Annotated in this window: 25 protein-coding genes and 1 pseudogene; 3 read left to right on the top strand and 23 right to left on the bottom strand. The window is 71.6% G+C overall.

Translation table 11 applies throughout. The features are described 5' to 3' along the window. Positions 1-5: 5 nt before the first annotated feature. The 14 genes and pseudogenes from ACIBO8_RS17915 to pyrR all read right to left on the bottom strand — a co-directional run bounded on the left by ACIBO8_RS17915 (position 6) and on the right by pyrR (position 16959). On the bottom strand, positions 6-2483 hold the full coding sequence (locus ACIBO8_RS17915) for a primosomal protein N' (RefSeq protein ID WP_396116320.1): 2478 nt from the start codon (positions 2481-2483) through the stop codon (positions 6-8). A 136-nt stretch (positions 2484-2619) separates the two neighbouring features. After that, positions 2620-3810, bottom strand: coding sequence for a methionine adenosyltransferase (gene metK, locus ACIBO8_RS17910; protein ID WP_396116319.1), 1191 nt, complete (start codon positions 3808-3810; stop codon positions 2620-2622). Positions 3811-3920: 110 nt separating this feature from the next. Beyond that, positions 3921-5111 (bottom strand): annotated as a pseudogene (coaBC, locus tag ACIBO8_RS17905) (bifunctional phosphopantothenoylcysteine decarboxylase/phosphopantothenate--cysteine ligase CoaBC); the annotation flags it as partial. A gap of 74 nt (positions 5112-5185) precedes the next feature. Further along, positions 5186-5449, bottom strand: a complete 264-nt coding sequence (gene rpoZ, locus ACIBO8_RS17900; protein ID WP_071807772.1) for a DNA-directed RNA polymerase subunit omega — start codon at positions 5447-5449, stop codon at positions 5186-5188. Between the two features lie 51 nt (positions 5450-5500). Next, a complete protein-coding gene (gene gmk, locus ACIBO8_RS17895) occupies positions 5501-6100 on the bottom strand; it encodes a guanylate kinase (protein WP_396116318.1) in 600 nt (199 codons plus the stop codon). Between the two features lie 32 nt (positions 6101-6132). Next, entirely contained in the window at positions 6133-6450 is a 318-nt protein-coding gene (gene mihF, locus ACIBO8_RS17890) for an integration host factor, actinobacterial type (RefSeq protein WP_071807771.1), read from the bottom strand. Between the two features lie 184 nt (positions 6451-6634). After that, positions 6635-7465 carry an orotidine-5'-phosphate decarboxylase gene (gene pyrF / locus ACIBO8_RS17885; RefSeq protein WP_396116317.1) on the bottom strand — a complete coding sequence of 277 codons (831 nt, stop codon included), beginning with the start codon at positions 7463-7465 and terminating at the stop codon, positions 6635-6637. A 20-nt stretch (positions 7466-7485) separates the two neighbouring features. Further along, the gene (locus ACIBO8_RS17880; RefSeq protein ID WP_396116316.1) at positions 7486-8745 is read right to left on the bottom strand and encodes an adenosylmethionine--8-amino-7-oxononanoate transaminase; all 1260 of its coding nucleotides are present in this window, start codon (positions 8743-8745) and stop codon (positions 7486-7488) included. Beyond that, on the bottom strand, positions 8742-9746 hold the full coding sequence (locus ACIBO8_RS17875) for a quinone-dependent dihydroorotate dehydrogenase (protein WP_396116315.1): 1005 nt from the start codon (positions 9744-9746) through the stop codon (positions 8742-8744). Before ACIBO8_RS17875 ends, ACIBO8_RS17880 begins: the two co-directional genes overlap by 4 nt. Next, positions 9743-13051, bottom strand: a complete 3309-nt coding sequence (carB, locus tag ACIBO8_RS17870; RefSeq protein WP_396116314.1) for a carbamoyl-phosphate synthase large subunit — start codon at positions 13049-13051, stop codon at positions 9743-9745. The genes ACIBO8_RS17875 and carB overlap by 4 nt, the downstream gene beginning before the upstream one ends. Next, complete coding sequence (carA, locus tag ACIBO8_RS17865) at positions 13051-14160, bottom strand: glutamine-hydrolyzing carbamoyl-phosphate synthase small subunit (protein ID WP_396116313.1); 1110 nt, start codon at positions 14158-14160, stop codon at positions 13051-13053. Before carA ends, carB begins: the two co-directional genes overlap by 1 nt. Next, positions 14157-15437: a dihydroorotase gene (locus ACIBO8_RS17860; RefSeq protein ID WP_396116312.1), complete on the bottom strand. Its 1281-nt coding sequence runs from the start codon at positions 15435-15437 to the stop codon at positions 14157-14159. The genes carA and ACIBO8_RS17860 overlap by 4 nt, the downstream gene beginning before the upstream one ends. Then, entirely contained in the window at positions 15434-16396 is a 963-nt protein-coding gene (locus ACIBO8_RS17855; RefSeq protein WP_396116311.1) for an aspartate carbamoyltransferase catalytic subunit, read from the bottom strand. The genes ACIBO8_RS17860 and ACIBO8_RS17855 overlap by 4 nt, the downstream gene beginning before the upstream one ends. Next, positions 16393-16959 carry a bifunctional pyr operon transcriptional regulator/uracil phosphoribosyltransferase PyrR gene (gene pyrR / locus ACIBO8_RS17850; RefSeq protein ID WP_396116310.1) on the bottom strand — a complete coding sequence of 189 codons (567 nt, stop codon included), beginning with the start codon at positions 16957-16959 and terminating at the stop codon, positions 16393-16395. The genes ACIBO8_RS17855 and pyrR overlap by 4 nt, the downstream gene beginning before the upstream one ends. Positions 16960-17248: 289 nt before the next feature. Here pyrR and ACIBO8_RS17845 point away from each other — a divergent pair, with 289 nt between their 5' ends. Further along, entirely contained in the window at positions 17249-17737 is a 489-nt protein-coding gene (locus tag ACIBO8_RS17845; RefSeq protein ID WP_071807762.1) for a transcriptional regulator, read from the top strand. A 224-nt stretch (positions 17738-17961) separates the two neighbouring features. Here the strand turns inward: ACIBO8_RS17845 and nusB are convergent, their stop codons facing one another. The 4 genes from nusB to aroB form a co-directional block, all read right to left on the bottom strand. Continuing rightward, the gene (gene nusB, locus ACIBO8_RS17840; protein WP_396116402.1) at positions 17962-18372 is read right to left on the bottom strand and encodes a transcription antitermination factor NusB; all 411 of its coding nucleotides are present in this window, start codon (positions 18370-18372) and stop codon (positions 17962-17964) included. A gap of 23 nt (positions 18373-18395) precedes the next feature. Continuing rightward, the gene (gene efp / locus ACIBO8_RS17835; protein ID WP_249612403.1) at positions 18396-18953 is read right to left on the bottom strand and encodes an elongation factor P; all 558 of its coding nucleotides are present in this window, start codon (positions 18951-18953) and stop codon (positions 18396-18398) included. A gap of 90 nt (positions 18954-19043) precedes the next feature. Continuing rightward, the gene (gene aroQ / locus ACIBO8_RS17830; protein ID WP_396116309.1) at positions 19044-19475 is read right to left on the bottom strand and encodes a type II 3-dehydroquinate dehydratase; all 432 of its coding nucleotides are present in this window, start codon (positions 19473-19475) and stop codon (positions 19044-19046) included. Next, positions 19472-20548: a 3-dehydroquinate synthase gene (gene aroB / locus ACIBO8_RS17825; protein WP_396116308.1), complete on the bottom strand. Its 1077-nt coding sequence runs from the start codon at positions 20546-20548 to the stop codon at positions 19472-19474. The genes aroQ and aroB overlap by 4 nt, the downstream gene beginning before the upstream one ends. A gap of 20 nt (positions 20549-20568) precedes the next feature. Between aroB and ACIBO8_RS17820 the strand changes: the two genes are divergently transcribed. Beyond that, the gene (locus tag ACIBO8_RS17820) at positions 20569-20712 is read left to right on the top strand and encodes a hypothetical protein (RefSeq protein ID WP_396116307.1); all 144 of its coding nucleotides are present in this window, start codon (positions 20569-20571) and stop codon (positions 20710-20712) included. Here ACIBO8_RS17820 and ACIBO8_RS17815 read toward each other — a convergent pair. Next, positions 20699-21205 carry a shikimate kinase gene (locus ACIBO8_RS17815; protein WP_396116306.1) on the bottom strand — a complete coding sequence of 169 codons (507 nt, stop codon included), beginning with the start codon at positions 21203-21205 and terminating at the stop codon, positions 20699-20701. The genes ACIBO8_RS17820 and ACIBO8_RS17815 overlap by 14 nt on opposite strands. Next, on the bottom strand, positions 21205-22383 hold the full coding sequence (gene aroC / locus ACIBO8_RS17810) for a chorismate synthase (protein WP_396116305.1): 1179 nt from the start codon (positions 22381-22383) through the stop codon (positions 21205-21207). The genes ACIBO8_RS17815 and aroC overlap by 1 nt, the downstream gene beginning before the upstream one ends. Before the next feature lie 202 nt (positions 22384-22585). On the opposite strand from aroC, the gene ACIBO8_RS17805 reads away from it, so the two are divergent. Next, positions 22586-23737, top strand: coding sequence for a multidrug effflux MFS transporter (locus ACIBO8_RS17805; protein WP_396116401.1), 1152 nt, complete (start codon positions 22586-22588; stop codon positions 23735-23737). On the opposite strand, the gene ACIBO8_RS17800 is transcribed toward ACIBO8_RS17805, so the two are convergent. The 3 genes from ACIBO8_RS17800 to ruvX form a co-directional block, all read right to left on the bottom strand. Next, complete coding sequence (locus ACIBO8_RS17800) at positions 23712-24542, bottom strand: shikimate dehydrogenase (protein WP_396116304.1); 831 nt, start codon at positions 24540-24542, stop codon at positions 23712-23714. The two genes, ACIBO8_RS17805 and ACIBO8_RS17800, sit on opposite strands and share 26 nt — an antisense overlap. A gap of 84 nt (positions 24543-24626) precedes the next feature. Next, positions 24627-25808, bottom strand: coding sequence for an endolytic transglycosylase MltG (gene mltG, locus ACIBO8_RS17795; RefSeq protein WP_396116303.1), 1182 nt, complete (start codon positions 25806-25808; stop codon positions 24627-24629). Beyond that, a complete protein-coding gene (ruvX, locus tag ACIBO8_RS17790; protein WP_396116302.1) occupies positions 25805-26266 on the bottom strand; it encodes a Holliday junction resolvase RuvX in 462 nt (153 codons plus the stop codon). The genes mltG and ruvX overlap by 4 nt, the downstream gene beginning before the upstream one ends. Positions 26267-26276 lie beyond the last annotated feature (10 nt).

Here is a 26276-nt window from a genome sequence, read left to right as displayed (position 1 = left end):
GGACGTCACAGCAGCTCCGCCGGGTCGACCTGGACCCGCACGGGCAGGGCCGCCTTCTTCGCACTCCGCACCGCGGCGCCCTCGTGCAGCGCGCGGGCCAGCTCGGCGGCGCGCCCTCGCGACACCCGGACCAGCATCCGCTCCTGATCCTCCGGCGCCGGCACCGGCCCGAGCAGCTCGGCCCCCTCCGGCAGCCGGGTGGCGGCAAGCAGCTCGGCCACCGCCTCGGCCCGGCCGGTGAGGCTGGCGAACCGGGCGGCGGGCGGAAAGCCGAGCTCCCGGCGCTCCGCCAGTTCCCGGGCCGCGAACCACCCCGGCTCCCAGCGCAGCAGCGCCTGCACGGGCGCCAGCGAGCCGTCGGCGACGACCACCACCCGGCCACCCGCGGCGCCCGGCCGTGCCAGCGCGGCGGCGGACAGCCAGCGCCGCATCGTCTCCTCGGCCGCGCGCAGGTCGGCGCGGGTCAGCAGGGCCCAGGTGTCGAGCAGGAGCACCGCCCCGTACCCGCCCTCGGCGACCGGCTCGGCACCCGGCGTGGCGACGACCACCGCGGCGTCCCCGGGCACGGTGTCCAACACCTCGTCCCGCCCGGACGTCCGCACGGGCACGCCCGGGAAGGCCCGGCCCAGCTCCTCGGCCGTCCGCCGCGCCCCGGTCACCGACGCCCGCAGGCGCCGCCCCCCGCACGCCGGACACGCGTACGCCGCGGCAGCACGCCCGCACCAATGGCAGGTAGGCACCGACCGCGCCCCCGCCAGCCCGAGCGGCCCCGAACAGTGCGGGCACCGAGCGGGCGTCCGGCACTCGGCGCAGGCCACCGACGGAAGGTACCCACGCCGCGGCACCTGCACGAGCACCGGCGCCCCGCCCTGCAACGCCTGCCGCGCGGTCTGCCACGCCAGACTCGGCAACCGCGCGGTGACCGCCCCAGGATCCCGAGCGAGCTGCGAATCATCACCCGTCGGAGCAATCGCAGGAGAACGCGCCCGCAGCGTGTCCCGCGCCGCGACGATCTCCTTCGCCCACCCGGTTTCCAGGAGCAACTGCGCTTCTCCCGTACGCGCGAAGCCCCCGACAAGCGCAGCACACCCCGCCAGCTGAGCCCGGGTGAGCAACACCTCCCGCGCATGCGGATAAGGAGCCCTCGGCTCGGCGTGGAGATCGTCGCCGTCGTCCCAGATCACCACAAGCCCCAGATCCGCGACCGGCGCGAACATGGCCGCCCGCGTCCCGGCGACGACCCGGACCCGGTGCCGGCTCGCGGCAAGGAACCGCCGATATCGCTCGGAAGGCCCGGCAGCGGCGTGAAGAGCCACATGCCGGCCGTCGCCGAGAGCCTTGCTCAGGGCACGGTCCACCCGGTCGAGATCCCGCGCATCAGCGACGACCACGACGACGCCCCGCCCACCCCGGACCGTCGCGGCGGCGGCCTCGGCGATCCGCGCGGGCCAGTCCTCCCCCGGCAACGCCGACCACACGGCCCGGGCACCCCGCCCCTGCTCCAGCGCGTGCAGAAACGACGGCCCGGCCGGATAGTCGTCCCACCCGGTGCTGCTCCCGGCATGCGGGGCCTCGCCCACCGCAGCAGACCCCGTAGCGGCGCCGCCCTCACCCACAGGTGGGCCGTCGACACCGACGTTGTCAGCCGCCATCCCGTCACCAAGCACGCCGCCGCGGGCGTCCGAGTCAGGTTCGGAATCGGGGCCACCCCGGGCGACTCCGGCGGGGGCATCCCAAGCGGCCGCGGCCGCAGCGGCGGTGGCATCGCCAGGAACGCCGGCCGCGGCGTCAGCGGAGCTGGCATCGCTGACGACACCGGCTGTGGTGCCTGCGGAGTCGGCAGCGCTCGCGACACCCACTGCGGTGGCGGTGGCGTCGCCGGCTGCGGTCGTCGCATCGCCGTCAGTGCCCGCTGGGGGGGCATCGCGAGAGGCGACGGCCGCTGGCGCATCGCCATCAGTGCCCGCTGCGGGCGCATCGCGAGAGGCGACGGCCGCTGGCGCATCGCCATCAGTGCCCGCTGCGGGCGCATCGCGGGAGGCGACGGCCGCAGGCGCATCGCCGGAGGCGGCGACGGCGATGGCGGACTCGCGGCCGACCGGGTCGGGTTGCGCTTCCACCCTGGCGTGGCGAGGCGGGATCGCCAGCCTCAGCACGTCCGAGAGGTTTCCGGCGTAGCGGTCCGCGATCGCCCGGGCCAGGCGGGCGATCTCCGGATCGAGCACCCGCTCCGGCGAGATCACTTTGTCCAGATAGGCCAGCTTGGCGTGGGTGCTGGACTCCACCCGTTCGAGGAGGAAACCGTTGACCATCTGCCCGGCGAAGCGCACCTTCACCCGCACGCCGGGCTGCGCCACCGCGTCGTCGGTGGCGGCGATCAGGTAGTCGAACGGCCGGTCGAGGTGGGGCAGCGGCACGTCGACGCAGACCCGCGCGACCGGCAGCGCCGCCGCCGGTTCCCGGTCCCTGCTCTTCGCCGTCACCCGGCCATTCTGGCGCCGGGGTACGACATCCTCGGCGGGCTCGGCAAACAGAGCGGGTGCCCCGGCCGCAGCCGTGGCACCCGTCTCCTGCGTCAAAGCGTCAGCTCTTCCGCTGCCGAGCCGTGAACGGGAAGCCTCAGGCCGCCGCGCTCTTCAGGTCCTGGGCGCGGTCCGTGCTCTCCCAGACCAGCTCCGGCAGCTCGCGGCCGAAGTGGCCGTATGCCGCGGTCTGCTGGTAGATCGGGCGCAGGAGGTCCAGGTCGCGGATGATCGCGGCCGGGCGGAGGTCGAACACCTCGTGGATGGCCTTCTCGATGCGCTCCACCGGGACGTTCTCGGTGCCGAAGGTCTCCACGAACAGGGAGACCGGGTGGGCCTTGCCGATCGCGTACGCGACCTGGGTCTCGCAGCGCTCGGCGAGGCCGGCGGCGACCACGTTCTTGGCGACCCAGCGCATCGCGTACGCCGCGGAGCGGTCCACCTTGGACGGGTCCTTGCCGGAGAAGGCGCCGCCGCCGTGGCGGGCGTAGCCGCCGTACGTGTCGACGATGATCTTGCGGCCGGTGAGGCCGGCGTCGCCCATGGGGCCGCCGATCTCGAAGCGGCCGGTCGGGTTGACCAGCAGGCGGTAGCCCTGGGTGTCGAGGCCGAGGCCCTCGAGCTCGGGGGCGATGACGTGCTCGCGGATGTCCGGGGTCAGCAGCGACTCGAGCGAGATGTCGGCGGCGTGCTGCGACGACACGACGACCGTGTCGAGGCGCACCGGGCGCAGGCCGTCGTACTCGATCGTGACCTGGGTCTTGCCGTCCGGGCGCAGGTAGGGGATGGTGCCGTCCTTGCGCGCGGCGGACAGGCGGCGGGCCAGGCGGTGGGCGAGCGCGATCGGCAGCGGCATCAGCTCGGGAGTCTCCGAGCAGGCGAAGCCGAACATCATGCCCTGGTCGCCGGCGCCCTGGGCGTCCAGGACGTGCTCGGAGTTGCCCTCGCGCAGCTCGACCGCGCTGTCGACGCCCTGGGCGATGTCGGGCGACTGCGAGCCGATCGACACGCTCACGCCGCAGGACGCGCCGTCGAAGCCCTTCTTCGACGAGTCGTAGCCGATGCCGAGGATGGTCTCCCGCACGATGCTGGGGATGTCGGCGTACGCCTGGGTCGTCACCTCGCCGGCCACGTGCACCTGGCCGGTCGTGATCAGGGTCTCCACCGCAACGCGGCTGCGCGGGTCCTGCGTCAGCAGGGCGTCGAGAATACCGTCGCTGATCTGGTCAGCGATCTTGTCCGGGTGGCCTTCCGTGACCGACTCGGAAGTGAACAGGCGGCGTGCCACGGTGCTCCTCAGAATTTCGTCGAAGGTTCGTTCCGCGGCAGTGTAGTCACCGACGCGGCAGGGTCGCAGTCCCGGCCCAGGGGCGTCCCAGTCTGCCTGGCCTGCGGCTCGAGCCGGGTGGCGACCTCGTCCCATATCGCATCCGCCACATCGTCTTTGGGGAGTTCCCCGAGCTGAACGGTCGTGCCGTCGGCTCCCAGGATCGTCACCGTGTTGTGGTCGGCTCCGAAGACCAGGTCGGCGCCCACCTCGTTAACGACGATGAGGTCGGCACGTTTCCGGGTGAGCTTGCCGCGGGCGTTCTCCAGCGCGTCGCGTGTCTCGGCGGCGAACGCGACGAGCAGCTGACCAGGGCGTTTGGCGGCACCGATCTCCGCGGCGATGTCCGGGTTGGTGACGAGCGCGATCGTGGGCGCCGTACCGTCGTCCGATTTCTTGATCTTGTGTCCGGCGACGTCCGAGGGGCGGAAGTCGGCCGGCGCGGCGGCCATGACGACGACGTCGGAGCCGGCGGCGGCCGCGACGGTGGCCTTGCGGAGCTCTTCGGTCGTGCCGACCTTCACCACATCGGCCCCCGCGGGCGCGGGCAAAGTGACGTTCGCCGCAATCAGGGTGACCCGGGCACCACGGGCGACAGCGGCGCGGGCGAGGGCGTACCCCTGCTTGCCCGACGAACGGTTGCCGAGGAACCGCACGGGGTCCAGCGGCTCACGCGTGCCGCCCGCTGTCACCACGACGTGCCGCCCGGCGAGGTCGGCCTCGGCCACGGCACCCCGGCGCAGGACCCGCAGCGCGGTCGCGAAGATCGCCTCGGGGTCGGGCAGCCGCCCCTTGCCGGTGTCGGCGCCGGTGAGCCGGCCGACCGCGGGCTCGATGACGATGTGGCCCCGCTCCCGCAGGGTTGCCACGTTGGCGCGGGTGGCGGCGTTCTCCCACATCTCGGTGTGCATCGCGGGCGCGAAGATCACCGGGCAGGTGGCGGTGAGCAGGGTGTTGGTCAGCAGATCGTCGGCGAGGCCGTGAGCGGCCTTGGCGAGCATGTCGGCGGTGGCGGGAGCGACGACCACCAGGTCGGCGTGCCGGCCGATCCGTACGTGCGGCACCTCATGCACGTCGTCCCAGACCTCGGTGGAGACCGGGCGCCCGGACAGCGCGGCCCAGGTGGGCTCGCCGACGAACTTGAGCGCCGAGGCGGTCGGGACCACGCGTACCCCGTGCCCCGATTCGGTGAACAGGCGCAGCAGCTCACAGGCCTTGTAGGCGGCGATCCCGCCGCACACGCCGAGCACGACCTCGGTCATGACCACTCCCGTCGAGGAGGAGAACGAGAAGACCCGCGCCCGCCAGGCGGGACGCGGGTCTGATCGCGGAGATGTCAGGGCTGGTCGGTGGCCTCGGCGGTCAGCAGACCCGCGTTGATCTCGCGCATCGCGATCGACAGCGGCTTCTCCTGCGGCGTCGTCTCCACGAGGGGGCCGACGTACTCGAGGAGGCCCTCACCGAGCTGGCTGTAGTAGGCGTTGACCTGGCGGGCGCGCTTGGCCGCGAAGATCACCAGGGAGTACTTCGACGAGGTCTTGTCGAGCAGCTCGTCGATCGGCGGGTTGGTGATGCCTTCGGGGTTGGCGATGGTTCCCACGAATGATTCCTCACGATTGGGAGAGCTGAAGCAGTCCTACGACTCCGGAGCTCAAGATTCTGGAGCTTGCGCTGGGGTCAGGAAGGACGAACCGAGCAATCCTACCAGCTCGTCGGCGGCCCGCTCGACGAAGTCGTTGACGACCGTACGGTCGAACTCCTTCTCGGCGGCCAGCTCCTCGTCCGCATGCTGGAGGCGGCGGCGGATGGTCTCCTCGTCGTCGGTGCCGCGGCCGACCAGGCGGCGGCGGAGCTCCTCGACGCTGGGCGGGGCCAGGAACACCAGCTGGGCCTCGGGCATCATGGCGCGCACCTGCCGGGCACCGTTCAGATCGATCTTCAGCAGCACCGGCCGGCCCTGCGACAGCCAGCCCTCGACCTGCGCGCGGGGGGTGCCGTAGAGGTTTCCGGCGAACTCCGCCCATTCGAGGAGCTGGTCACCGTCGATCAGGCGCTGGAACTCCGAACGGGTGACGAAGTGGTAATGCTCACCGTCGGTCTCGTAGTCGCGTTTCTTGCGGGTCGTCACCGACACCGACAGCTTGATCCATGGCGAGCGCGCCCGGATCAGCTCGATCACGCTGTCCTTGCCCACCCCCGAGGGGCCGGACAGGACGGTGAGTCGGGCTGCCGGGCGCGCGTCGTCATCCATGCTCACGGCTCATTCCTACACGAGCCGGTGAGTCAGTTCGCAGCGAACTCCCCCAGGAGGGCCTTACGCTGCTGCTCGCCGAGGCCACGAAGGCGACGGCTGTCGGCGATCTTGAGCTTCTCCATGATCTGGGTGGCCCGGATCTTGCCGATGCCCGGCAGCGCCTGGAGCACGGCCGAGACCTTCAGCTTGCCGACGACGTCGTCGCCCTCGGCCCGGTCGAGCACGGCGGCGAGGGTGGTCTTGCCAGACTTGAGCTGATCCTTCAGCTCGGCCCGGGCCTTGCGAATCTCCGCGGCCTTCTCCAACGCGGCTGCACGCTGCTCGGGGCTCAGTGACGGGAGCGGCACCAGTTCTCCTCAGGTCCCTATCGCGCTGGTAGTTCAATACCGGCGCTTCTGTGAAACGTGGTGTGCCAGGGAACCAAAGGGGCATGTGGTTCCCGGCGCCGGGAAAACTAGCGGTCAACGGCGCTTTCGGCAACGTGGGGGTACCCCCCACCCGCCTGCCACCGGGCCTGGTAAGCAGGCCGTTTCACCCGATCACGGCCCGGCAGGCGGCCTCCGCACGGTCCGCCGCGGCCCGCAGGGCGGCCGGATCGGGGCCCGCCGACAGAACCTCCCGTGAGTACGACGGCAGCACGTTCCGCAGGCTCTCGCCGAAGATCGCCTTGAGCCCCGCGGGGTCGCCGCCCTGCGCCCCGAGGCCCGGAGCGAGCAGCGGACCGTTGACCTCCGAGAGGTCGTGCCCGGTCTCGCCGATCGTCGCGCCGACCACGAGGCCGAAGCTTCCGAGGCCGGTCGCACCCCTGTTGAGCTGGGAAATCTCGTCGATCACGGTCTGCGCGACGGTCCGGCCGCCGGCCGCGCGCGCGTGTTGGACGGCCGGCCCCTCCGGGTTTGAGGTCAGCGCGAGGACGAAGACACCGGCCCCGTTCGCGGCCGCCGTGTCGAATGCCGGCCGCAAAGAGCCGACGCCGAGATAGGGACTCACAGTAATCGCGTCGGCACAGAGAGAACTGTGCGGATCCAGATACGCACTCGCGTAAGCGGCCATCGTGGACCCGATGTCGCCCCGTTTCACGTCGAGAAGGACCAGCGCACCGGCCTCCCGTGACTGTCGGATAATTGACTCAAGGATCGCGACGCCACGTGATCCAAATCTCTCGAAAAAGGCCGACTGCGGCTTCAGGACAGCGACCCGATCGGCCAGTGCTTCGACAACCGTAAAGGCGAAGCGTTCCAGGCCGGCGACGTCGTCCGAGAGGCCCCACTGCGCCAGCAGGGCGGCGTGGGGATCGATACCGACGCACAGCGGGCCCCTGGCGTCCATGGCGGCACGCAGCCGACGTCCGAAGGTCTCCATCGGGGTGATTCCCTTTCGTGTCAGGTGGCGGACACCGCGGCGGCGATTCCTCGGGTAATAGAGGCGACATCGGCGTCGCTCGCCACGTACGGCGGCATGGTGTAGATCAGGTCCCGGAACGGCCGCAGCCAGACGCCGGCCTCGACCGCGGCGGCGGTGGCCTTGGGGATGTCGACGTCGTGGTCGAGCTGCACGACACCGATCGCGCCGAGGACGCGCACGTCGGCAACGCCGGGCGCGCGGCTCAGCGGCTCCAGACCGGCGCGCAGGGCCCGCTCGATGCCCGTCACCCGGCCCCGCCAGTCCTGGGCCGTCAGCAGGCCGATGGAGGCGTTCGCCACGGCGCACGCGAGCGGGTTGCCCATGAAGGTGGGCCCGTGCGCCAGCCCGCCCGCGCTGCTCGCGCTGACGGCACGGGCGACGGCGGTCGTGCACAACGTCGCGGCGAGGGTCAGGTAACCCCCGGTCAGCGCCTTGCCCAGGCACATGATGTCGGGCGTCACCCCGGCGTGGCCGGCGGCGAACAGCTCACCCGTACGCCCGAAGCCGGTGGCGATCTCGTCGAAGATCAGGAGCACCCCGTGGGCCGCCGTCACCTCCCGCAGCACCCGCAGGTACTCCGGATGGTGGAACCGCATCCCGCCCGCGCCCTGCACGACCGGCTCGACGATCACCGCGGCGAGCTCGTCGGCGTGCCGTTCGACCATCCCGGCGAGCTCCGCGGCATAGGCCTCGTCGTAGCCGGCCGGCGGCGCCCCGGCGAAGACCTGGGCGGGCAGCACGCCGGTCCACAGCGAGTGCATGCCGCCGACCGGGTCGCAGACGCTCATCGGGTGGAACGTGTCGCCGTGGTAGCCGCCGCGCCACGTGGCCAGCCGGCGCCGGCCGGGACGCCCGCCACCCAGCTGGGCCTGGAGCGCCATCTTGATCGCCACCTCGACCCCGACCGAGCCGGAGTCGGCGAGGAAGACGTGTTCCAGCCCGTCCGGGGTGAGCTCCACCAGGGTGCGGCAGAGCTCGACCGCGGGCGCGTGGGTGAGGCCGCCGAACATCACGTGGCTCATCCGGCCGGCCTGGCCGGCCAGTGCGGCGTCGAGCACGGGGTGGCGGTAGCCGTGGATCGCCGCCCACCACGACGACATGCCGTCGATCAGCTCACGGCCGTCGGCCAGCCGCAGACGGACGCCCTCGGCGCTGTCGACGACGTACGGCTCGGCCCGCCCGGGCATGGGCCCGTACGGATGCCACACATGGGCCCGGTCGAGCGCGAGCAGGTTCATCGGCGGGCCCTGGCCGCCGCCCTGACCAGCGCCGGGCCCCGGTAGATGAAGCCGGTGTAGAGCTGCACGAGCGACGCGCCCGCGTCGAACATCCGGGTCGCGTCGTCGGGCTCCACGATGCCGCCCACGCCGATGATCGGCAGCCGGCCGCCGGTCTCCTCGTGAACGAAGTGGACGATCTTGCGGGCCCGCTCGGTGAGCGGCCGCCCGGACAACCCACCGGCCTCCCCCGCCCGCGGCTGGTCGGCGGCGGCCACCCCGTCGCGGCTCAGCGTCGTGTTGGTGGCGATCACCCCGGCGGCGCCGTACGCGAGGCAGACCTCCAGAAGTTCCGCGATCGCGGGCTCGGCGAGGTCCGGAGCGATCTTCACCAGCACCGGCGTCTTGCCGACCAGCGCACCGAGCAGCGCGGCGACAGCCGACTTGTCCTGCAAGGTCCGCAGGCCAGGCGTGTTCGGCGAGGAGACGTTGACCGCGATGTAGTCCGCGTACGGGTGCAGCAGCTCGTAGGAGGTCAGGTAGTCCTGGACCGCCTCCTCGAGCGGCGTCACCTTCGACTTGCCGAGCGACACCCCGAGCGGGATGCCCAGCGGGCCCAGGGCCTTCAGCCGGTCGGCGAGCGCCGCGGCACCCGCGTTGTTGAAGCCCATCCGGTTGATCACGGCCTCGCTGTCGCGCAGCCGGAACAGCCGGGGCTTGTCGTTGCCCGGCTGCGCCTTGGCGGTGACCGTGCCGACCTCGACGAAGCCGAACCCGAGCGCGGGCCACGCCGGCAGCGCCACCCCGTTCTTGTCCATCCCGGCGGCGAGGCCGATGGGGTTGGGGAAGCGCACGCCGAAGAGCTCGACCGGCGCGCTGACGGCGTACCGGCGGCGCAGCAGGGCCCGGGTGCCGGCGCCGAGCCCGGCCAGCCGCCGCAGGGTGAACTCGTGCGCGGTCTCCGCGTCGCCGCCGCCCACCCGGAAGAGCACCGGGCGGACGGCGGTCTCGAAGATCGTCACTCGGTCTCCCGCAGCGAGGCGTGCAGCTCCTGGAGCGGGCGTACGGACATGTCGCCGCGCATGAGCGCCTCGATGCCCATCACCGCGGCGGCCGCACCCGGCACCGTCGTGATGCTCGGGATGTCGTACGTGACCGCGGCGCTGCGGATCTCGTAGCCGTCGGAGCGGGCACTCGCCCCCGAGCCCTGCGGGGTGTTGATGATCAGGGCGATCTCACCCGCCCCGATCAGCGCCACCGCGTTGCGGCCGGGACTCTCGAAGTGCTTCGGCACGATCTCGCACGTGATGCCGTGCCGGCGCAGCACCTCGCCGGTGCCCGCGGTGGTCACGATCTCGAAGCCGAGGTCGGCGAGGCGCTTGATCGGGAAGATCATCGAGCGCTTGTCCCGGTTGGCCACCGAGACGAAGACCTTGCCGCTGGTCGGCAGCGACCCGTACGCCGCGGCCTGCGACTTGGCGAACGCCGGGCCGAAGCCGGGGTCGATGCCCATGACCTCGCCGGTCGACTTCATCTCGGGCCCGAGCAGGCTGTCCACGCCCTTGCCGGCCGGGGTGCGGAACCGCTTGAACGGCAGCACCGCCTCCTTGACCGCGATGGGTGCGTTCGCCGGCGTCTCGCCGCCGTCGCGGGTACGCAGCAGCAGACCTTCTTCGCGCAGCTCCTGGACCGTGGCACCGAGCATGATCCGGGCCGCCGCCTTGGCCAGTGGCACCGCCGTCGCCTTGGAGACGAACGGCACCGTCCGGGACGCGCGCGGGTTGGCCTCGAGCACGTACAGGGCGTCGTCCTTGAGCGCGTACTGGACGTTGAGCAGCCCGCGCACGCCGACACCGCGGGCGATCGCCTCGGTGTAGCGCCGGACCTCGGCCAGGTGCGATCCGGCCAGGGTCACCGGCGGCAGCGAGCACGAGGAGTCGCCGGAGTGGATGCCGGCCTCCTCGATGTGCTCCATGACGCCGCCCAGGTAGACCTCGCCGGTGGCGTCGCAGAGCGCGTCCACGTCGATCTCGATCGCGTCGTCGAGGAAGCTGTCGACGAGGACCGGGTGGTCCGGCGAGATCTCGGTGGCGCGGGCGATGTAGTCGGCGAGGGTCGGCTCGTCGTACACGATCTCCATGCCGCGGCCGCCGAGCACGTACGACGGCCGGACCAGCACCGGGTAGCCGATCTCGTCGGCGATCGCCTTGGCCTCCTCGAAGGAGGTGGCGGTGCCGTGCGCGGGCGAGCGCAGGCCGGCCTTGGCGAGCACCGCGCCGAAGGCGCCCCGGTCCTCGGCCAGGTCGATGGACTCGGGCGAGGTGCCGACGATGGGCACGCCCGCCGCCTTGAGCCGCCGGGCGAGGCCGAGCGGCGTCTGACCGCCGAGCTGCACGATCACCCCGACCACGCCGGGACCGCCCGCCGCCTTGCCGGACGCGTCCTCGGAGTGGAAGACCTCGAGCACGTCCTCGAAGGTCAGCGGCTCGAAGTAGAGCCGGTCGGCGGTGTCGTAGTCGGTGGAGACGGTCTCCGGGTTGCAGTTGACCATGACGGTCTCGTACTGGCCCTTGAGCGCCATGACCGCGTGCACGCACGAGTAGTCGAACTCGATGCCCTGGCCGATCCGGTTCGGGCCGGAGCCGAGGATCAGCACCTTGGGCCGGTCCGAGGGCGCCACCTCGGTCTCCTCGTCGTACGTCGAGTAGTGGTACGGCGTCTGCGCCTCGAACTCGGCCGCGCAGGTGTCCACGGTCTTGTAGACGGGCCGGACGCCGAGCCGGTGGCGCAGCGTGCGTACCCCGTCCTCGCCGGCCAGCTCGGGACGCAGCGCGGCGAGCTGGCGGTCGGACAGCCCGCTGCGCTTGGCGCGGCGCAGCAGCGTCTCGTCGAGCACCGGCGCCGAGAGGATCTCCTCGCGCAGGTCCACCAGGGCCTTGATCTCGTCGAGGAACCACGGGTCGATGCGGCCGCTGGCCTCGTGCACCTGCTCGACGCTCGCACCCAGGCGCAGCGCGGCTTCCACGGTGTAGAGGCGGCCGTCGTGCGGGACGCGCAGTGCCGCCAGCGCCTCGTCGCGGTCCTCGAAGGACGGTGCGGTCCAGAAGCCGGCGGCCTTGGTCTCCATCGAGCGCATCGCCTTGTTGAGCGCCTCGGCGAAGTTGCGGCCCAGGCTCATCGCCTCGCCGACCGACTTCATCGTGGTGGTCAGCTCGCCGTCGGCGGCGGGGAACTTCTCGAAGGCGAACCTCGGGATCTTCACCACCACGTAGTCGAGCGCCGGCTCGAAGGCGGCCGGAGTCTTGAGCGTGATGTCGTTGGGGATCTCGTCGAGGGTGTAGCCGATGGCCAGCTTCGCGGCGATCTTCGCGATCGGGAAGCCGGTGGCCTTGGAGGCCAGCGCGGACGAGCGCGAGACCCGCGGGTTCATCTCGATGACGACCAGCCGGCCGTTGTCCGGGTTGATCGCGAACTGGATGTTGCAGCCGCCGGTGTCGACGCCCACCTCGCGCAGCACCGCGATGCCCAGGTCGCGCAGGCGCTGGTACTCGCGGTCGGTGAGGGTCATGGCGGGGGCCACGGTGACGCTGTCGCCGGTGTGCACGCCCATCGGGTCGAGGTTCTCGATCGAGCAGACGACCACGACGTTGTCGTGCTTGTCGCGCATCAGCTCGAGCTCGTACTCCTTCCAGCCGAGCACGCTCTCCTCGATGAGCACCTCGTGCACCGGGGAGGCGGCGAGGCCGGCGCCGGCGATGCGCTCGAGGTCCTCGTCGGTGTGCGCCATGCCGGAGCCGAGCCCGCCCATGGTGAACGACGGCCGGATGACGACCGGCAGGCCCAGCTCGGCGACGGTGGCCTTGACCTCGTCCATCGAGTGGCACACGCGGCTGCGCGGGGTCTCGCCGCCGGCCTTGGCGACGATGTCCTTGAACAGCTGCCGGTCCTCGCCGCGGCGGATGGCGTCGATGTTGGCGCCGATCAGCTCGACGCCGTACTTGTCGAGCACGCCGTTCTCGTGCAGGGCGACCGCGGTGTTCAGCGCGGTCTGGCCGCCCAGGGTGGGCAGGATGGCGTCGGGGCGCTCGCGGGCGATGACCAGCTCGACGAACTCCGGGGTGATCGGCTCGACGTACGTCGCGTCGGCGAACTCCGGGTCCGTCATGATCGTCGCGGGGTTGGAGTTGACCAGGGAGACGCGCAGCCCCTCGGCGCGCAGGACCCGGCAGGCCTGGGTGCCCGAGTAGTCGAACTCGCAGGCCTGGCCGATGACGATCGGGCCGGAGCCGATCACCATCACGTGCTGCAGATCGGTGCGCTTCGGCATCAGGCATCCACCTTCTCGACGAGCTCCACAAACCGGTCGAACAGGTAGTCCGCATCGTGCGGGCCTGCGGCCGCCTCGGGGTGGTACTGGACGGTGAAAGCGGGCACCTCGAGCGCCCGCAAGCCCTCGACCACGTTGTCGTTGAGGCAGACGTGCGAGACCTCGACGCCGCCGAAGTCGGTGTCGATCACGGTGTTGAGCGGCGCGTCGACCGCGAACCCGTGGTTGTGACTGGTCACCTCGACCTTGCCGGTGGTCTTGTCGAACACCGGCTGGTTGATGCCGCGGTGGCCGTACCCGAGCTTGTAGGTGCCGAAGCCGAGCGCCCGGCCCAGGATCTGGCTGCCGAAGCAGATGCCGAACAGCGGCACCCGCCGCGACAGCACCGCGCGGGCGAGCGCGACCGGCCCGTCCGCGGTGGCCGGGTCGCCCGGGCCCGGGGAGAGGAAGACCGCGTCGGGGCTGACGGCCAGCAGGTCCTCGATGGACGACGTGGCCGGGAAGATGTGCGTGGTCACGCCACGCTCGGCCAGCCGGCGCGAGACGTTGCGCTTGATGCCGAGGTCGAGGGCGGCGACCGTGTACCGGTGCTCGCCGACGGCCTCGACGGTGTAGCGCTCGGGGGTGGTGACCTCCGCGGACAGGTCGGCGCCGAGCATCTCGGGCGCCGCCTGGACCCGCTGCAGCAGCGAGGCCGGGTCGAGGTCGACGGTCGAGATGCCGACCCGCATGGCGCCGCGCGAGCGCAGGTGGCGGGTCAGCGCCCGGGTGTCGACGCCGCTGATGCCGACCACGCCCTCGGCCGCCAGGCGCTCGCCGAGGTCGCCGGTCGCACGCCAGTTGGAGGGCCGGCGCGCCGGGTCACGGACGACGTAGCCGGCGACCCAGATCCTGCTCGACTCGTCGTCCTCGTCGTTGACGCCGGTGTTGCCGATCTGCGGCGCGGTCTGGATGACCACCTGGCGGTGATAGGAGGGATCGGTGAGGGTTTCCTGGTAACCGGTCATGCCGGTGGTGAACACGGCCTCACCGAAGGTCTCCCCTTCGGCGCCGTAGGAGGTTCCGCTGAAGGTGCGCCCGTCTTCGAGCACAAGAACGGCTGGTTTCACTTGACGGCCTTCCCGTCCAGGACTGTCGGCTCTCCCCGGAGGAAGGTCGCGACGATGCGACCCGGCAGGGTGGTGCCCGCGTACGGTGTGTTGCGGCTGCGGCTCGCCAGCTCGGCCGGGTCCACGACCCGGCGGGCGGACGGGTCCACCAGCGTGAGGTTGGCCGGCGAGCCGGCGGTGAGGTCGGTGCCGTGCCCGGTGAGGCCCGCGATCCGGGCCGGGGCGCGGGACATGCGCTCGGCGATCAGCTCCCATCGATGATCGGGGCTCAGATCGCTTAGGACACTGAGGACGACCGGCAGGGCGGTCTCCAGGCCGACCATGCCGGGGCGCGCGTACGCCCACTCGCACTCCTTGTCCTCCACGGCGTGCGGTGCGTGGTCGGTGGCCACGATGTCGATGACCCCGTCGATGAGGGCCTGCCGCAGCGCCCGCACGTCGGCCTCGGTGCGCAGCGGCGGGTTGACCTTGTAGACGGGGTCGTAGCTGGCGGCGAGCTCGTCGGTGAGCAGCAGGTGGTGCGGGGTCACCTCGGCGGTCACCCGGACGCCCCGGGCCTTGGCGTGCCGCAGCACCTCGACCGATCCCGCCGTGGAGACGTGGCAGACGTGCAGGCGGCTGCCCACGTGCTCGGCGAGCAGCACGTCCCGGGCGATGATCGCCTCCTCGGCGACCGCGGGCCAGCCGGTCAGCCCGAGCCGGGTCGACACCTCGCCCTCGTGCATCTGCGCGCCCTCGGTGAGCCGCGGCTCCTCGGCGTGCTGCGCGATGATGCCGTCGAACGCCTTCACGTACTCCAGCGCGCGGCGCATGAGCCGGGGGTCGGCGACGCAGTGGCCGTCGTCGGAGAAGATCCGCACGTTCGCCGCGGAGGTCGCCATCGCGCCCAGCTCGGCGAGCTGCTTGCCGGCCAGGCCCACGGTGACCGCGCCGATCGGCTGCACGTCCACCAGGCCGGCCTCGCGGCCGAGCCGCCAGACCTGCTCGACCACGCCGGCGGTGTCGGCCACCGGCGAGGTGTTCGCCATCGCGAAGACCGCGGTGTAGCCGCCCAGGGCCGCCGCGCGGGAGCCGGTCTCGACCGTCTCGGCGTCCTCACGGCCCGGCTCGCGCAGGTGGGTGTGCAGGTCGACCAGGCCGGGCAGGGCGACCAGCCCGTCGGCGTCGATCGTCTCGTCGGCCTTGCCGCGGCCCTCGGCGACCACCCCGTCGCGGATCAGCAGGTCGGTCGGGTCGCCGCCCAGGACGGAGACACCCTTGATCAGGTACGAGGTCACGCCTTGCCTCCCAGCAAGAGGTAGAGAACCGCCATCCGCGCGCTGACGCCGTTGGCGACCTGTTCGACGATCGTGGAGCGCGACGAGTCGGCCACCTCCGGCGCGATCTCCATGCCCCGGTTCATCGGACCGGGGTGCATGACGATCGCGTGCTCCGGCAGCTTGCGCATGCGCGGAGCGTCGAGGCCGTAGCGGCGGCTGTATTCCCGCGCGGAGGGGAAGTAAGAGTCCTGCATCCGCTCGGTCTGCACCCGCAGCATCATCACGACGTCCATCTCGGGCAGGACGCTATCGAGGTCGTACGACACTTCTGCTCGGGTTTCTTTCGGTTTTCCGCCGCGGGCAAGCTCAGTCTCGGGCGAGAGGGCGGCGGCGATGTCGACGGGGATGAGGGTCGGCGGACCGACCAGCGTGACCTTGGCGCCGAGGGTCGTGAGCAGCAGAACGTTGGAGCGGGCGACCCGGCTGTGAAGGACGTCACCCACGATCGCGACGTTCAGGCCGTCGATCTTCCCGAGCCGCGAGCGCATCGTGTACGCGTCCAGCAGCGCCTGCGTCGGGTGCTCGTGGGTGCCGTCGCCGGCGTTGATCACGGAACCGTCCACCCAGGACGCGAGCCGGTGCGGGGCGCCTGAGGCCGGATGACGGATCACGACCGCGTCGGCGCCCATCGCCTGCAGGGTCAGCGCCGTGTCCTTGAGGCTCTCGCCCTTGGAGACGCTGGAGCCCTTGGCCGAGAAGTTGATGACGTCCGCGGAGAGCCGCTTGGCAGCGGCCTCGAAGGAGATCCGGGTACGCGTGGAGTCCTCGTAGAAGAGGTTCACGACCGTACGCCCGCGCAGCGTCGGCAGCTTCTTGACCTCACGGCCGGCCAGGGCGGCCATCTCGGCGGCGGTGTCGAGGATCAGGGTGGCGGTGTCCGCGTCCAGGTCCGCGGCGGAACGCAGGTGCTTGATCATGCGGCTTCTCCCGACAGCCGGACCTCGTCGACGCCGTCGTCGGTCTCGGCGAGCGAGACGCGCACCTTCTCGGCCAGCGCGGTGGGGATGTTCTTGCCGACGTAGTCGGCGCGGATGGGCAGTTCGCGGTGCCCCCGGTCGACGAGGACCGCGAGCTGCACCGAGCTGGGCCGGCCGACGTCGCCGAGCGCGTCCAGCGCGGCCCGGACGGTGCGCCCGGAGAAGAGCACGTCGTCGACGAGGATCACGCGGCGCCCGTCGAGGCCGCCGCCGGGGATGTCGGTCTTGCCGAGCGCCCGGGTGGCGTGCAGCCTCAGGTCGTCGCGGTAGAGCGTGATGTCGAGCGCGCCCACCGGGATGTCGATGCCTTCGAAGGCGTGGATCCGGGAGGCGAGGCGGCGGGCCAGCGGGACGCCGCGGGTCGGGATGCCGAGCAGGACGGTGTCGGTGGCACCGGACGTCTTCTCGAGGATCTGGTGAGCGATCCGGTCGACGACCCGCTGCAGGTCGGACCCCGAAAGAATGATCTTGACGGAACCTGTGTCGGCGCGTGGGTATGCCACGGCTGACCTCCTTCCCCGCCTCACGGGACGGGTCGTTAAAGGATGTCGGTCGGGGGCCCCGATCAAGGGCCGCCCGATGGCTGACGCTACGTTACCAGTGAGCGCGGCGGTGACCATGGTGACGTGGCCGACCCACGGACCAGACGGACGAATGCGGGCAACTCTCTCCCTGGCTCAGCGACTCATCGGTAACCGACACTTGACCAGGGCTTGCAAACTCCGTACCGTCACGCAGCGTAGCGATCCGGAGGAAGAACCCTCCGGGCCAGCACAGTACTGGAGTGTCCGAATGCCGTCTGAGTACGCCAAGTCGTTGGGTGCCCGCCTGCGCTCCATCCGCCAGCAGCAGGGACTGTCCCTGCAGGGCGTGGAGGAGAAGTCGAACGGCCGCTGGAAGGCCGTCGTGGTGGGCTCGTACGAGCGCGGCGACCGTGCCGTCACCGTCTCGCGTCTGGCCGAACTGGCCGACTTCTACCGCGTGCCCGTCTCGGAGCTGCTGCCCGACGGCAGCGGTGTCCGGCTCGAGGCCACCAACAAGATCGTGCTGGACCTGGAGAAGCTGTACGACGCGGCCGGCGAGGACCTGGCCTACGTCGCGCGCTACGCCCGGGCCATCCAGCAGCAGCGCGGCGACTACAACGGCCGCGTCCTCTCGATCCGCGCGGACGACCTGCGCGCCCTCGCGATCGTGTACGACATCTCCCCGTCGGGCTTGATCGAGCGCCTCACGGAAGCCGGCGTCCTGGTCGCCGACCCCCGGGCATTCTTCGCCAGCTGAGCCAGCCGGCCATCGCTGCCGCTCGGCGGGATCGCGGCCCGAGAGGTCGTTGTCGAGGACACCGAAAGGGACCACGGCAAAAGGCGCCTGGTCCGTTTCGGCGCCCTCGACAACGACGGGCGCGATCCGACTCTGGTTGCGGTTACACCAGGTGGTGGTTAAGCAGGCGAACAGAAGCCCGCATCGCTATCGCGATGCGGGCTTTTTGTGTGCTCTGCTCAGTGTCAGCGGGTGGCGAACTCGGCGATGCGGCCGAGGATGCCGTTGAGGAATCGGGGGCTGTCGTCCGTGGACATCTGCTTCGCCAGCTCGACGGCCTCGGTGATGGCGACCGGGTCGTCGATCTCCGGCAGGTAGAGCAACTCGTACACCGCGATGCGGGCCAGGTTGCGGTCCACCACCGGCATGCGCTCCAGGGTCCAGCCCTCGGCGTAGCTGGCGATCAGCTCGTCGATCCGGTCCAGGTGCTTGGCCACGCCTTCCACCAGGCCGACCGTGTAGTCGAGGTGCTCCGGCCGGGGCTTGGCGATCCGGTCCAGGTAGGTGACGAGCACCTGGCTCGGCGGCAGGTCGCGCAGGTCGGCCTCGTAGAGGACGTCGAGCGCGCGCTTGCGCGCCTTGCGGCGCGCAGGCATCTGCGTCTTGGGGCCCTCGGCCATCAGCTGCGGCCGAGGTAACGGCCGTCGCGGGTGTCGACCTTGATCTTCTCGCCGGTGGTGATGAAGAGCGGGACCTGCACGGTCGCGCCGGTCTCGACGGTGGCCGGCTTGGTGCCGCCGGTCGAGCGGTCGCCCTGCAGGCCCGGCTCGGTGTAGGTCACCTCGAGGAAGACGCTGGTGGGCAGCTCGATGTAGAGCGGGACGCCCTCGTGGGTCGCCACCGTGGCCTCGGCCTCGGGAAGCAGGTAGTTGGCCGCCTCGCCGACCGTGCCGCCGGGCACCGTGATCTGGTCGAAGGTGTCCAGGTCCATGAAGACGAAGTCCTCGCCGTCCTGGTACAGGTACTGCATCGTGCGCTTGTCGACCGTCGCGGTGTCGACCTTGGTGCCGGCGTTGAAGGTCTTGTCCACGACCTTGCCGGAGAGGACGTTCTTGAGCGTGGTGCGCACGAACGCCCCACCCTTGCCCGGCTTGACGTGCTGGAACTCGACCACGGCCCACAGCTCGCCGTCGAGGTTGAGCACGAGGCCGTTCTTCAGGTCGTTGGTGGAAGCCATGTCCTGCCTTGATCTTGGAATGAGGAGATCTTGATACGTAGAGGTGACCGCTGGAGTTTACCGGCGCGCGGCGTCACCCGGCGAATCGGGTCAGAGCCGTCCCGCGACGTGACGCAGGGCGAGGCGGTAACCGTCGACGCCGAGGCCCGCGATCACCCCGGTCGCCACCGCCGAGATCACCGAATGGTGCCGGAACTCCTCGCGGGCGTGGATGTTCGAGATGTGCACCTCGACCAGGGGCGCCCGCAGGATCGCGCAGGCGTCGCGGATCGCGTACGAGTAGTGCGACCACGCGCCCGGGTTGAGCACCACCGGCGCCGGCTCGTCGGCCGCCGCGTGCAGCCAGCCCAGCATCTCGTGCTCGGCGTCGGTCTGCCGGACGACCACGTCCAGCCCGAGGTCCTTGCCGGTCTCCTCGCACAGGCTGACCAGGTCGGCGTACGACGTCAGGCCGTACACGTCGACCTGGCGGGTGCCGAGGCGCCCGAGATTGGGCCCGTTGAGGACGTAGACGCGGGTCATGAAGCCACCGCCTGGTATGCACGGGCGAGCACGGACTCGTCGGAAACGGTGAGGATGCCGGGCCGCGCCAGGCCGTCCAGGACCACGAAGCGAAGGGTGTCCGCCCGGGCCTTCTTGTCGACGCGCATCGCCGCCAGCAGGTCGTCCCAGGCATCGGCGCGGTACGACCGCGGCAGCCCGAGCAGGGACAGCACGGAGGCGTGCCGGGCGGCGGTCTCCTCGTCCAGGCGCCCGGTGAGGCGGCCCAGCTCGGCGGCGTAGATCAGGCCGACCGCCACGGCGTGACCGTGCTTCCAGCCGTACCGTTCGTTCTTCTCGATGGCGTGACCCAGGGTGTGGCCGTAGTTGAGGATCTCGCGCAACCCCGACTCACGCAGGTCTTCGCCGACGACGTGGGCCTTCACCCGGACGGCGCGCTCGACCAGCTCACGCAGCGCGGGACCGGCGGGATCGGCGGCGGCCGCCGGGTCGCGCTCGACCAGGTCGAGGATCGCGGGATCGGCGATGAAGCCGCACTTGACCACCTCGGCGAGGCCGGCGACCAGGTCGTCGTGGGGCAACGTGCTGAGCAGCTCGAGGTCGCACAGCACCCCGGCCGGCGGGTGGAACGCACCCACCAGGTTCTTGCCCGCGGCGGTGTTGATGCCGGTCTTGCCGCCCACCGCGGCGTCGACCATGCCCAGCAGCGACGACGACACGGGCACCCAGCGCACCCCGCGCAGCCAGCTGGCCGCCACGAAGCCGGCCAGGTCGGTGACCGCTCCCCCGCCGACGCCCACGACCGCGTCCGTACGCGTGAAGCCGGCCGCCCCCAGCTCGTTCCAGCAGCGGGCGGCCACCTCCGCCGTCTTGCCGGCCTCGGCGTCGGGCAGCTCGATCGGCAGGGGGCGCATGCCGGCGGCGGTGAGCTCCTCGGCCACCGCCTCGGCACGCTGCTTGAGGGGCCGGGAATACAGGACCGCGGCGCGCACCGCGCCCTCGAGCAGCCCGGGCACGGCGCCGAGCAGGCCGCGGCCGACCAGTACGTCGTACGGCCGCTCACCGGGCACGGGGATTCGGGTGACGTCGTCCATCGTCCCTGCATGCTAGTGCCGTGCTGTCCCTGGTCACCGACCGGGCCCGCGCCGCCGGCGCCGCGCGCTGCGGGACCGGGGAGCCGACGCGCGGGCGACCCGTACGCCCGGAATCGGCGCCCCTGATCGAGCGCATCGCCGCGCTGGAGGCTAGCCCGCCTTGAGCAGCTCCACGAGCTCGGCGGAGATCTCGCCGGGGTCGCGCCCGTCGGTCTTCACCGTGTGCGTCGCCACCGACGCGTAGAGCGGGCGGCGCTGCTCCATGAGGTACTTCAACGTCGCGCGAGGGTTGACGCTCAGCAGCGGCCGGCCGGCGCCCAGCCCCACGCGCTTGACCGCGTCGGACAGCTCCACCGACAGGAACACCACCGTGTGCGCGCTCAGGGCGTCGCGGGTGCCGGGGTCGAGAATGGCTCCGCCGCCCAGCGCGAGCACGCCGTCGAAGGACTCGAGCGACGCGGCGATCGTCTCGCGCTCCAGGCGGCGGAACTCGTCCTCGCCGTCATCGAAGAAGATCTCCGGGATGGGCTTGCCGGCCCGCTCCTCGATCAGGTGGTCGGTGTCGGCGAACGGGACGCCCAGCAGGGCCGCGACGGCCTGACCGACCGTCGTCTTGCCGGCGCCGGGCGGGCCCACGAACACGGCCGCCGGCGCCATCAGCGGATCGGCAGACTGTCGAGGTAACCGGCGAGGTTGCGGCGGATCTCCGCCACCGAGTCGCCGCCGAACTTCTCGGTGGCCGCCTCGGCCAGCACCAGCGCCACCATCGCCTCGGCGACCACCGCACCCGCGGGCACCGCGCAGACGTCCGAGCGCTGGTTGATCGCGGTGGCCGGCTCGCCCGTGGTCACGTCCACGGTCTGCAGTGCCCGGTTCAGCGACGAGATGGGCTTGAGTGCCGCGCGTACCCGAAGGTTCTCGCCGTTGGTGATGCCGCCCTCGAGGCCACCCGCCCGGTCGGTGATCCGCTTGACGCCCTCGGGCGTCGGGACGATCTCGTCGTGCGCGACCGAGCCGCGCGATCGGGCCTGGGTGAAGCCGTCGCCGATCTCCACGCCCTTCACCGATTGGATGGACATCAGGGCGGTGGCCAGCCGGGCGTCCAGCTTGCGGTCCCACTGCACATGCGACCCCAGACCGGGGGGTACGCCGTAAGCGAGCACCTCCACGATGCCACCCAGGGTGTCCGCGTCCTTCTTCGCCGCATCCACCTCGGCCACCATCCGCGCGCTCGCCTCGGGATCCAGGCAGCGCAGGGGGTCGGCGTCGATGCGTTCCGCGTCCTCGGGCGCCGGGATCAGACCCGCCTTCGCCGCGACCGAGCCCAGCTCGATGACGTGCGAGACGACGTCGATGCCCAGCGCCTGCTTGACCAGCGCCTTCGCCACCACGCCGACGGCGACGCGGGCCGCGGTCTCCCGGGCGCTGGCGCGCTCGAGGATCGGCCGGGCGTCGGTGTGGCCGTACTTCTGCATGCCGGCCAGGTCGGCGTGGCCGGGGCGGGGCCGGGTCAGCGGCGCGTTGCGGGCCTGCGCGGCCAGCTCCTCGGGATCGACCGGGTCGGCGGCCATGACCGTCTCCCACTTGGGCCACTCCGAGTTGCCGACCCGGATCGCGACCGGGCTGCCGAGGGTGAGCCCGTGCCGGACCCCGCCGATGATCTCGACGACGTCCTGCTCGAACTTCATCCGCGCGCCCCGGCCGTAGCCCAGGCGGCGGCGGGCCAGATCACGGCCGATGTCCTCGCTCGTCACCCGCACCCCGGCGGGCACGCCCTCCAGCAGGGCGACGAGCGCCGGACCATGGGATTCACCTGCGGTAAGCCAGCGCAACACGAGTCACAGTCTGGCATGCAGGCGGTCGCGGCCGCCGCCAGGCCACCGCCGTCCCGCCAGCCGGACCGTCCGGGAAACCCGGGTGACGGCCGTCGCCGCCGGCCGCAAACGTCAGAGGTATGGTCCTCGGGTGTCCGCCCAGCCCAGCGCCGCCCCCGGCGAGAAGAGCGCCAAGGCGCCGCACGGGCCGCTACTGGTCGTCATGCTCGGCTTCGTCACCGCCATCGGGCCGCTGTCGCTGGACATGTACCTGCCCGCGTTCCCGGCCGTCGCCGCCGACCTGCACGTCCCGGCCGCGGAGGTGCAGCTGTCGCTCACCACCTGCCTCATCGGGCTCGCGCTCGGGCAGCTCGTGTGCGGGCCGCTGACCGACCGGTGGGGGCGGCGCCGGCCCGTGCTGATCGGCGTGGGGGCGTACGCGATCCTGTCCCTGCTCTGCGCCCTGGCCCCGAGCGCGCCCCTGCTGGCGGCGATCCGGCTCCTGCAGGGCTTCGCCGGCGGCGCCGGCGTCGTCGTGGCCCGCGCCATCGTCCGCGACCTGTATTCCGGGGTCGCCGCGGCGAAGTTCTTCTCCCGCCTGACGCTGATCTTCGGCGTGGCGCCGATCGCCGCGCCGAGCCTCGGCAGCGCCGTGCTGAAGGTCACGTCCTGGCACGGCATCTTCGTCGCGCTGGGCGTCATCGCGACGCTGCTGACCGCCCTGCTGGCGTGGCGGATCCCGGAGACCCTCCCCGAGGAGCGGCGCAGCCCCGGCGGCCTGCGCGACACCGTCCGGACCGCGCGCGTGCTGGCCGCCGACCGGGTCTACATCGGCTACACGCTGGCCCAGTCGTTCGCCTTCGCGGCCCTGTTCAGCTACATCTCCGGCTCGTCCTTCGTGCTCCAGGACGGGTACGGCGTCTCCCCCACGGTGTTCAGCATCCTGTTCGGCGTCAACGCCTGCGGGCTGATCGTGCTGAGCCAGGCGAACGGCAAACTCCTGGACCGGGTCGCACCCCGCAGGCTGTTGCTGGCGACGCTGGCCGCACAGGTGTTCTCCGGCGCGGTGGTGCTCGCGGCGGCCTCGGCGGGCAGCCTGGCCGGGCTCATCGCCGGACTGTTCGTGCTGGTCGGCACCATCGGCATGGTGACGCCGAACGCGACCGCCCTCGCCCTGGACCGGCACCCGGAACGCGCCGGGACGGCCGCGGCCCTGATGGGCGGCGTCCAGTCGGTGATCGCCGCGCTCGCCGCGCCGCTGATGGGCTTCGGCGACCCGGGCCGCGGCGTGCCCATGGGGGTGGCGATCCTGGCGTCGGCGGCCGTCGCGCTGCTGTCGGTGGTGCTGCTCACCGCACGCCGGCGGCCGCGATGAGCGCCTCGCGCATGGCGGCCTCCGGAGCCGGCCGTACGCCGGTGAAGTGCTCGAACTGCCCCAGCGCCTGAGCCAGCAACAGGTCGAGGCCGGACACCACCCGCACCCCGTTCGCGGAGGCGGCGGCGGCCAGCGGCGTCGGCCACGGGTCGTAGATCGCGTCGAAGAGCACGGTGCCCGGCCGCCAGGCGACCCGCAGGGCGAGGCCGTCCGCGGCACCCTTGGGCACGGTCGAGATGACGGCGTCCGCGTCGAACACGCTCGCCGCGTCGGCCCAGTCCACACCGGCGATCGTGAGGCCGAGCGCCGCCGCGGCCGGGGCCAGCTCGGCGCGCGCCTCCGGGCGGCGGGTCACCACCGTCACCCCGGTGGCGCCGAGCGCGGCAGCCGCGGCCAGCGCCGCCCGCGCGGTGCCACCGCCGCCCAGCACGGTGACGGACGGGGACCCGGACAGGCCGGCGTCGCTCAGCACCCGGACCATGCCCGGGACGTCGGTGTTGTCCGCGAACCAGGTGCCGTCGTCACGGCGTACCAAAGTGTTCGCGGCACCGGTCGCGACCGCGACGGGCGACGCCTCCGCGGCCAGCGTCAGGGCCGTCTCCTTGAGCGGCATGGTCAGCGACAGGCCCGCCCACTCCGGCCCGAGCCCGGCCACGAGCTGCGGCAACTCGGCCTCGGCGCACTCGATGGCCGTGTACGACCAGTCGAGGAGTCCCACGGCGGCGAATCCGGCCGCGTGAATGACGGGCGACAGCGAGTGCCCGATCGGCTTTCCGCACACGGCGGCCCGACGGTTGACGGTCATGCTGCGGCACTTTCCCTGCGTGACGGGAACGTACGCGCCGGCCGGCGCGCCGAAGGCTCCAGCCTACGGGCGATACCCCGGGACTCAGCAGAGGGGAATGCCGTTCTTGCAGGCTTTCTGAATGTTCGCGTCGTGCTCGGCATTGGTGACGGCGAACGCCGACTTACCCGTCTTGTCCACCGCGACGAAGAACAGCCAGTCCCCGGTCGCCGGCTTCTCCGCACCCTCCAGCGCGGACTTGCCCGGATTGTTGATCGGACCCAGCGGCAGGCCGACCTTCAGCTCCGTGGTGTAGGGATTCTTCGGGTCCTGCAGCTCGGCATCGGTCATCTTGCCGGAATGCTTCTTGCCCTTGTTCTGCAGCTCCAGCCAGTAGTTCGTCGTCACGTCGAACTGCAGGGGCATCTTCTTCTTGTACGCCCGGTTGTAGGCGACCCGGGAAACCTTCGGCAGGTCCTCGGCGATGCCCGCCTCGGCCTGCGACAGCGACGCCACGATGAGCGCCTCGTACGGCGAGACCGACAGGTTCTGCTCGACCGTTTTCACGAAGCCCATCTCGGTGGTCGTGGCGATGAACTTGCCGACCATGACCTGCAGCATGTCGGCAGCGGTCGCCTTGGGCTTGAACTCGTACGTGTCCGGGAACAGGAAGCCCTCGATGGTGCCCGAGGCCTTCTTGTTGTCGCGCCGGTTGAACCAGAAGTCGGGCACCCCGAGCGCCTTGGGATCCTTGGCGGCGGCCTCGAAGTCCTTGACCGGTACGCCGGTCTTCTGCGACAGAATCGCGTAGATCTCCCGCGCGGTCTTGCCCTCGGGAATCGTGATGCCCTTGTTCACCCGGGCCTTCGGGTCGAGCAGCAGCGTCACGGCGTCCTTGGCGGACATCTGCTTGCGCAGGTTGTAGGTGCCCGGCTGGATGTTCTTGCCCCGCGGGTTGTCCTCGGCGGCCTGCGTGAACGCGGCGGTGCTCTTCACCACGTCGGCGTCGACCAGCGTGTTGCCGATCTCCGTCAGTGAGCCCTCACCGAGCGCCACCTCGATCGGGTCGGTGCCCGGCCCGTCGTAGTCGGCGGCGGTGAAGAAGCCCTTGACCTTCTCGTAGCCGAGGTAGCCGCCGACGCCGAGGACGCCGAGCAGGATGAACGCCATGAGGAACGCGACGGCGGACTTGCCCTTGCCGCCCTTCGCACCGCGGGCGCCCCGCCGGTGGCGGGGTTTGCCGCGTTCGATCTGTTCGTCGAACGCCAGGTCCAGCTCGTCGATCATCTCGTCTGCCTCCGCTGTGCGTCCAGCCAGCTCTGCAGGATCTCCACCGCGGCCGCCTGGTCGACGACCGCCCGTTGCCGCTTACCCCGGACTCCTCGCTCGGCAAGCCTACGGGTTGCGACCACGGTCGACATCCTCTCGTCCGCCAGGACGATCGGGACCGGCCCGACCGCCCGTTCCAGCCGCTCAGCGTACGCACGAATGTCGATGGCGGCATCCCCCTCGGCACCGTTGAGGCGCACCGGGAGACCCACCACGATCTGCACCACCTCGTGCTCCCCCACGAGGCGGACGAGCTCGGCAATGTCGCCAGGGACGGCGCCGGGCGCCGCCGTCATGTCACGGGGCACCGTGGCCAGGGGGGTGGCCAGGATCCCGTCGGGGTCACACAGCGCGACCCCGACGCGCACCTTACCGACATCGACGCCCAGCCGCCTACCCCGCGGCAGTGCCGTCATCGGGCCACCC

The sequence above is a fragment of the Actinoplanes sp. NPDC049681 genome, from assembly GCF_044465265.1.
Classification (GTDB): Bacteria; Actinomycetota; Actinomycetes; order Mycobacteriales; family Micromonosporaceae; genus Actinoplanes.
Note: the sequence above shows the minus strand (reverse complement) of the source record. Positions and strands in the feature narration are given on the sequence as shown.

What these genes read in the sequence shown, in the direction of transcription:
- ACIBO8_RS17800 (WP_396116304.1), bottom strand. Translation starts at nt 24,542, where the DNA reads ATGACCGTCAACCGTCGGGCCGCCGTGTGCGGAAAGCCGATCGGGCAC.
- mltG (WP_396116303.1), bottom strand. Translation starts at nt 25,808, where the DNA reads ATGATCGACGAGCTGGACCTGGCGTTCGACGAACAGATCGAACGCGGC.
- gmk (WP_396116318.1), bottom strand. Translation starts at nt 6,100, where the DNA reads ATGGATGACGACGCGCGCCCGGCAGCCCGACTCACCGTCCTGTCCGGC.
- ACIBO8_RS17815 (WP_396116306.1), bottom strand. Translation starts at nt 21,205, where the DNA reads ATGGCGCCGGCGGCCGTGTTCGTGGGCCCGCCCGGCGCCGGCAAGACG.
- ACIBO8_RS17855 (WP_396116311.1), bottom strand. Translation starts at nt 16,396, where the DNA reads ATGATCAAGCACCTGCGTTCCGCCGCGGACCTGGACGCGGACACCGCC.
- ruvX (WP_396116302.1), bottom strand. Translation starts at nt 26,266, where the DNA reads ATGACGGCACTGCCGCGGGGTAGGCGGCTGGGCGTCGATGTCGGTAAG.
- efp (WP_249612403.1), bottom strand. Translation starts at nt 18,953, where the DNA reads ATGGCTTCCACCAACGACCTGAAGAACGGCCTCGTGCTCAACCTCGAC.
- nusB (WP_396116402.1), bottom strand. Translation starts at nt 18,372, where the DNA reads ATGCCTGCGCGCCGCAAGGCGCGCAAGCGCGCGCTCGACGTCCTCTAC.
- aroQ (WP_396116309.1), bottom strand. Translation starts at nt 19,475, where the DNA reads ATGACCCGCGTCTACGTCCTCAACGGGCCCAATCTCGGGCGCCTCGGC.
- ACIBO8_RS17845 (WP_071807762.1), top strand. Translation starts at nt 17,249, where the DNA reads ATGCCGTCTGAGTACGCCAAGTCGTTGGGTGCCCGCCTGCGCTCCATC.
- aroB (WP_396116308.1), bottom strand. Translation starts at nt 20,548, where the DNA reads ATGGACGACGTCACCCGAATCCCCGTGCCCGGTGAGCGGCCGTACGAC.
- ACIBO8_RS17880 (WP_396116316.1), bottom strand. Translation starts at nt 8,745, where the DNA reads ATGAACCTGCTCGCGCTCGACCGGGCCCATGTGTGGCATCCGTACGGG.
- pyrF (WP_396116317.1), bottom strand. Translation starts at nt 7,465, where the DNA reads ATGGAGACCTTCGGACGTCGGCTGCGTGCCGCCATGGACGCCAGGGGC.
- carB (WP_396116314.1), bottom strand. Translation starts at nt 13,051, where the DNA reads ATGCCGAAGCGCACCGATCTGCAGCACGTGATGGTGATCGGCTCCGGC.
- ACIBO8_RS17805 (WP_396116401.1), top strand. Translation starts at nt 22,586, where the DNA reads ATGCTCGGCTTCGTCACCGCCATCGGGCCGCTGTCGCTGGACATGTAC.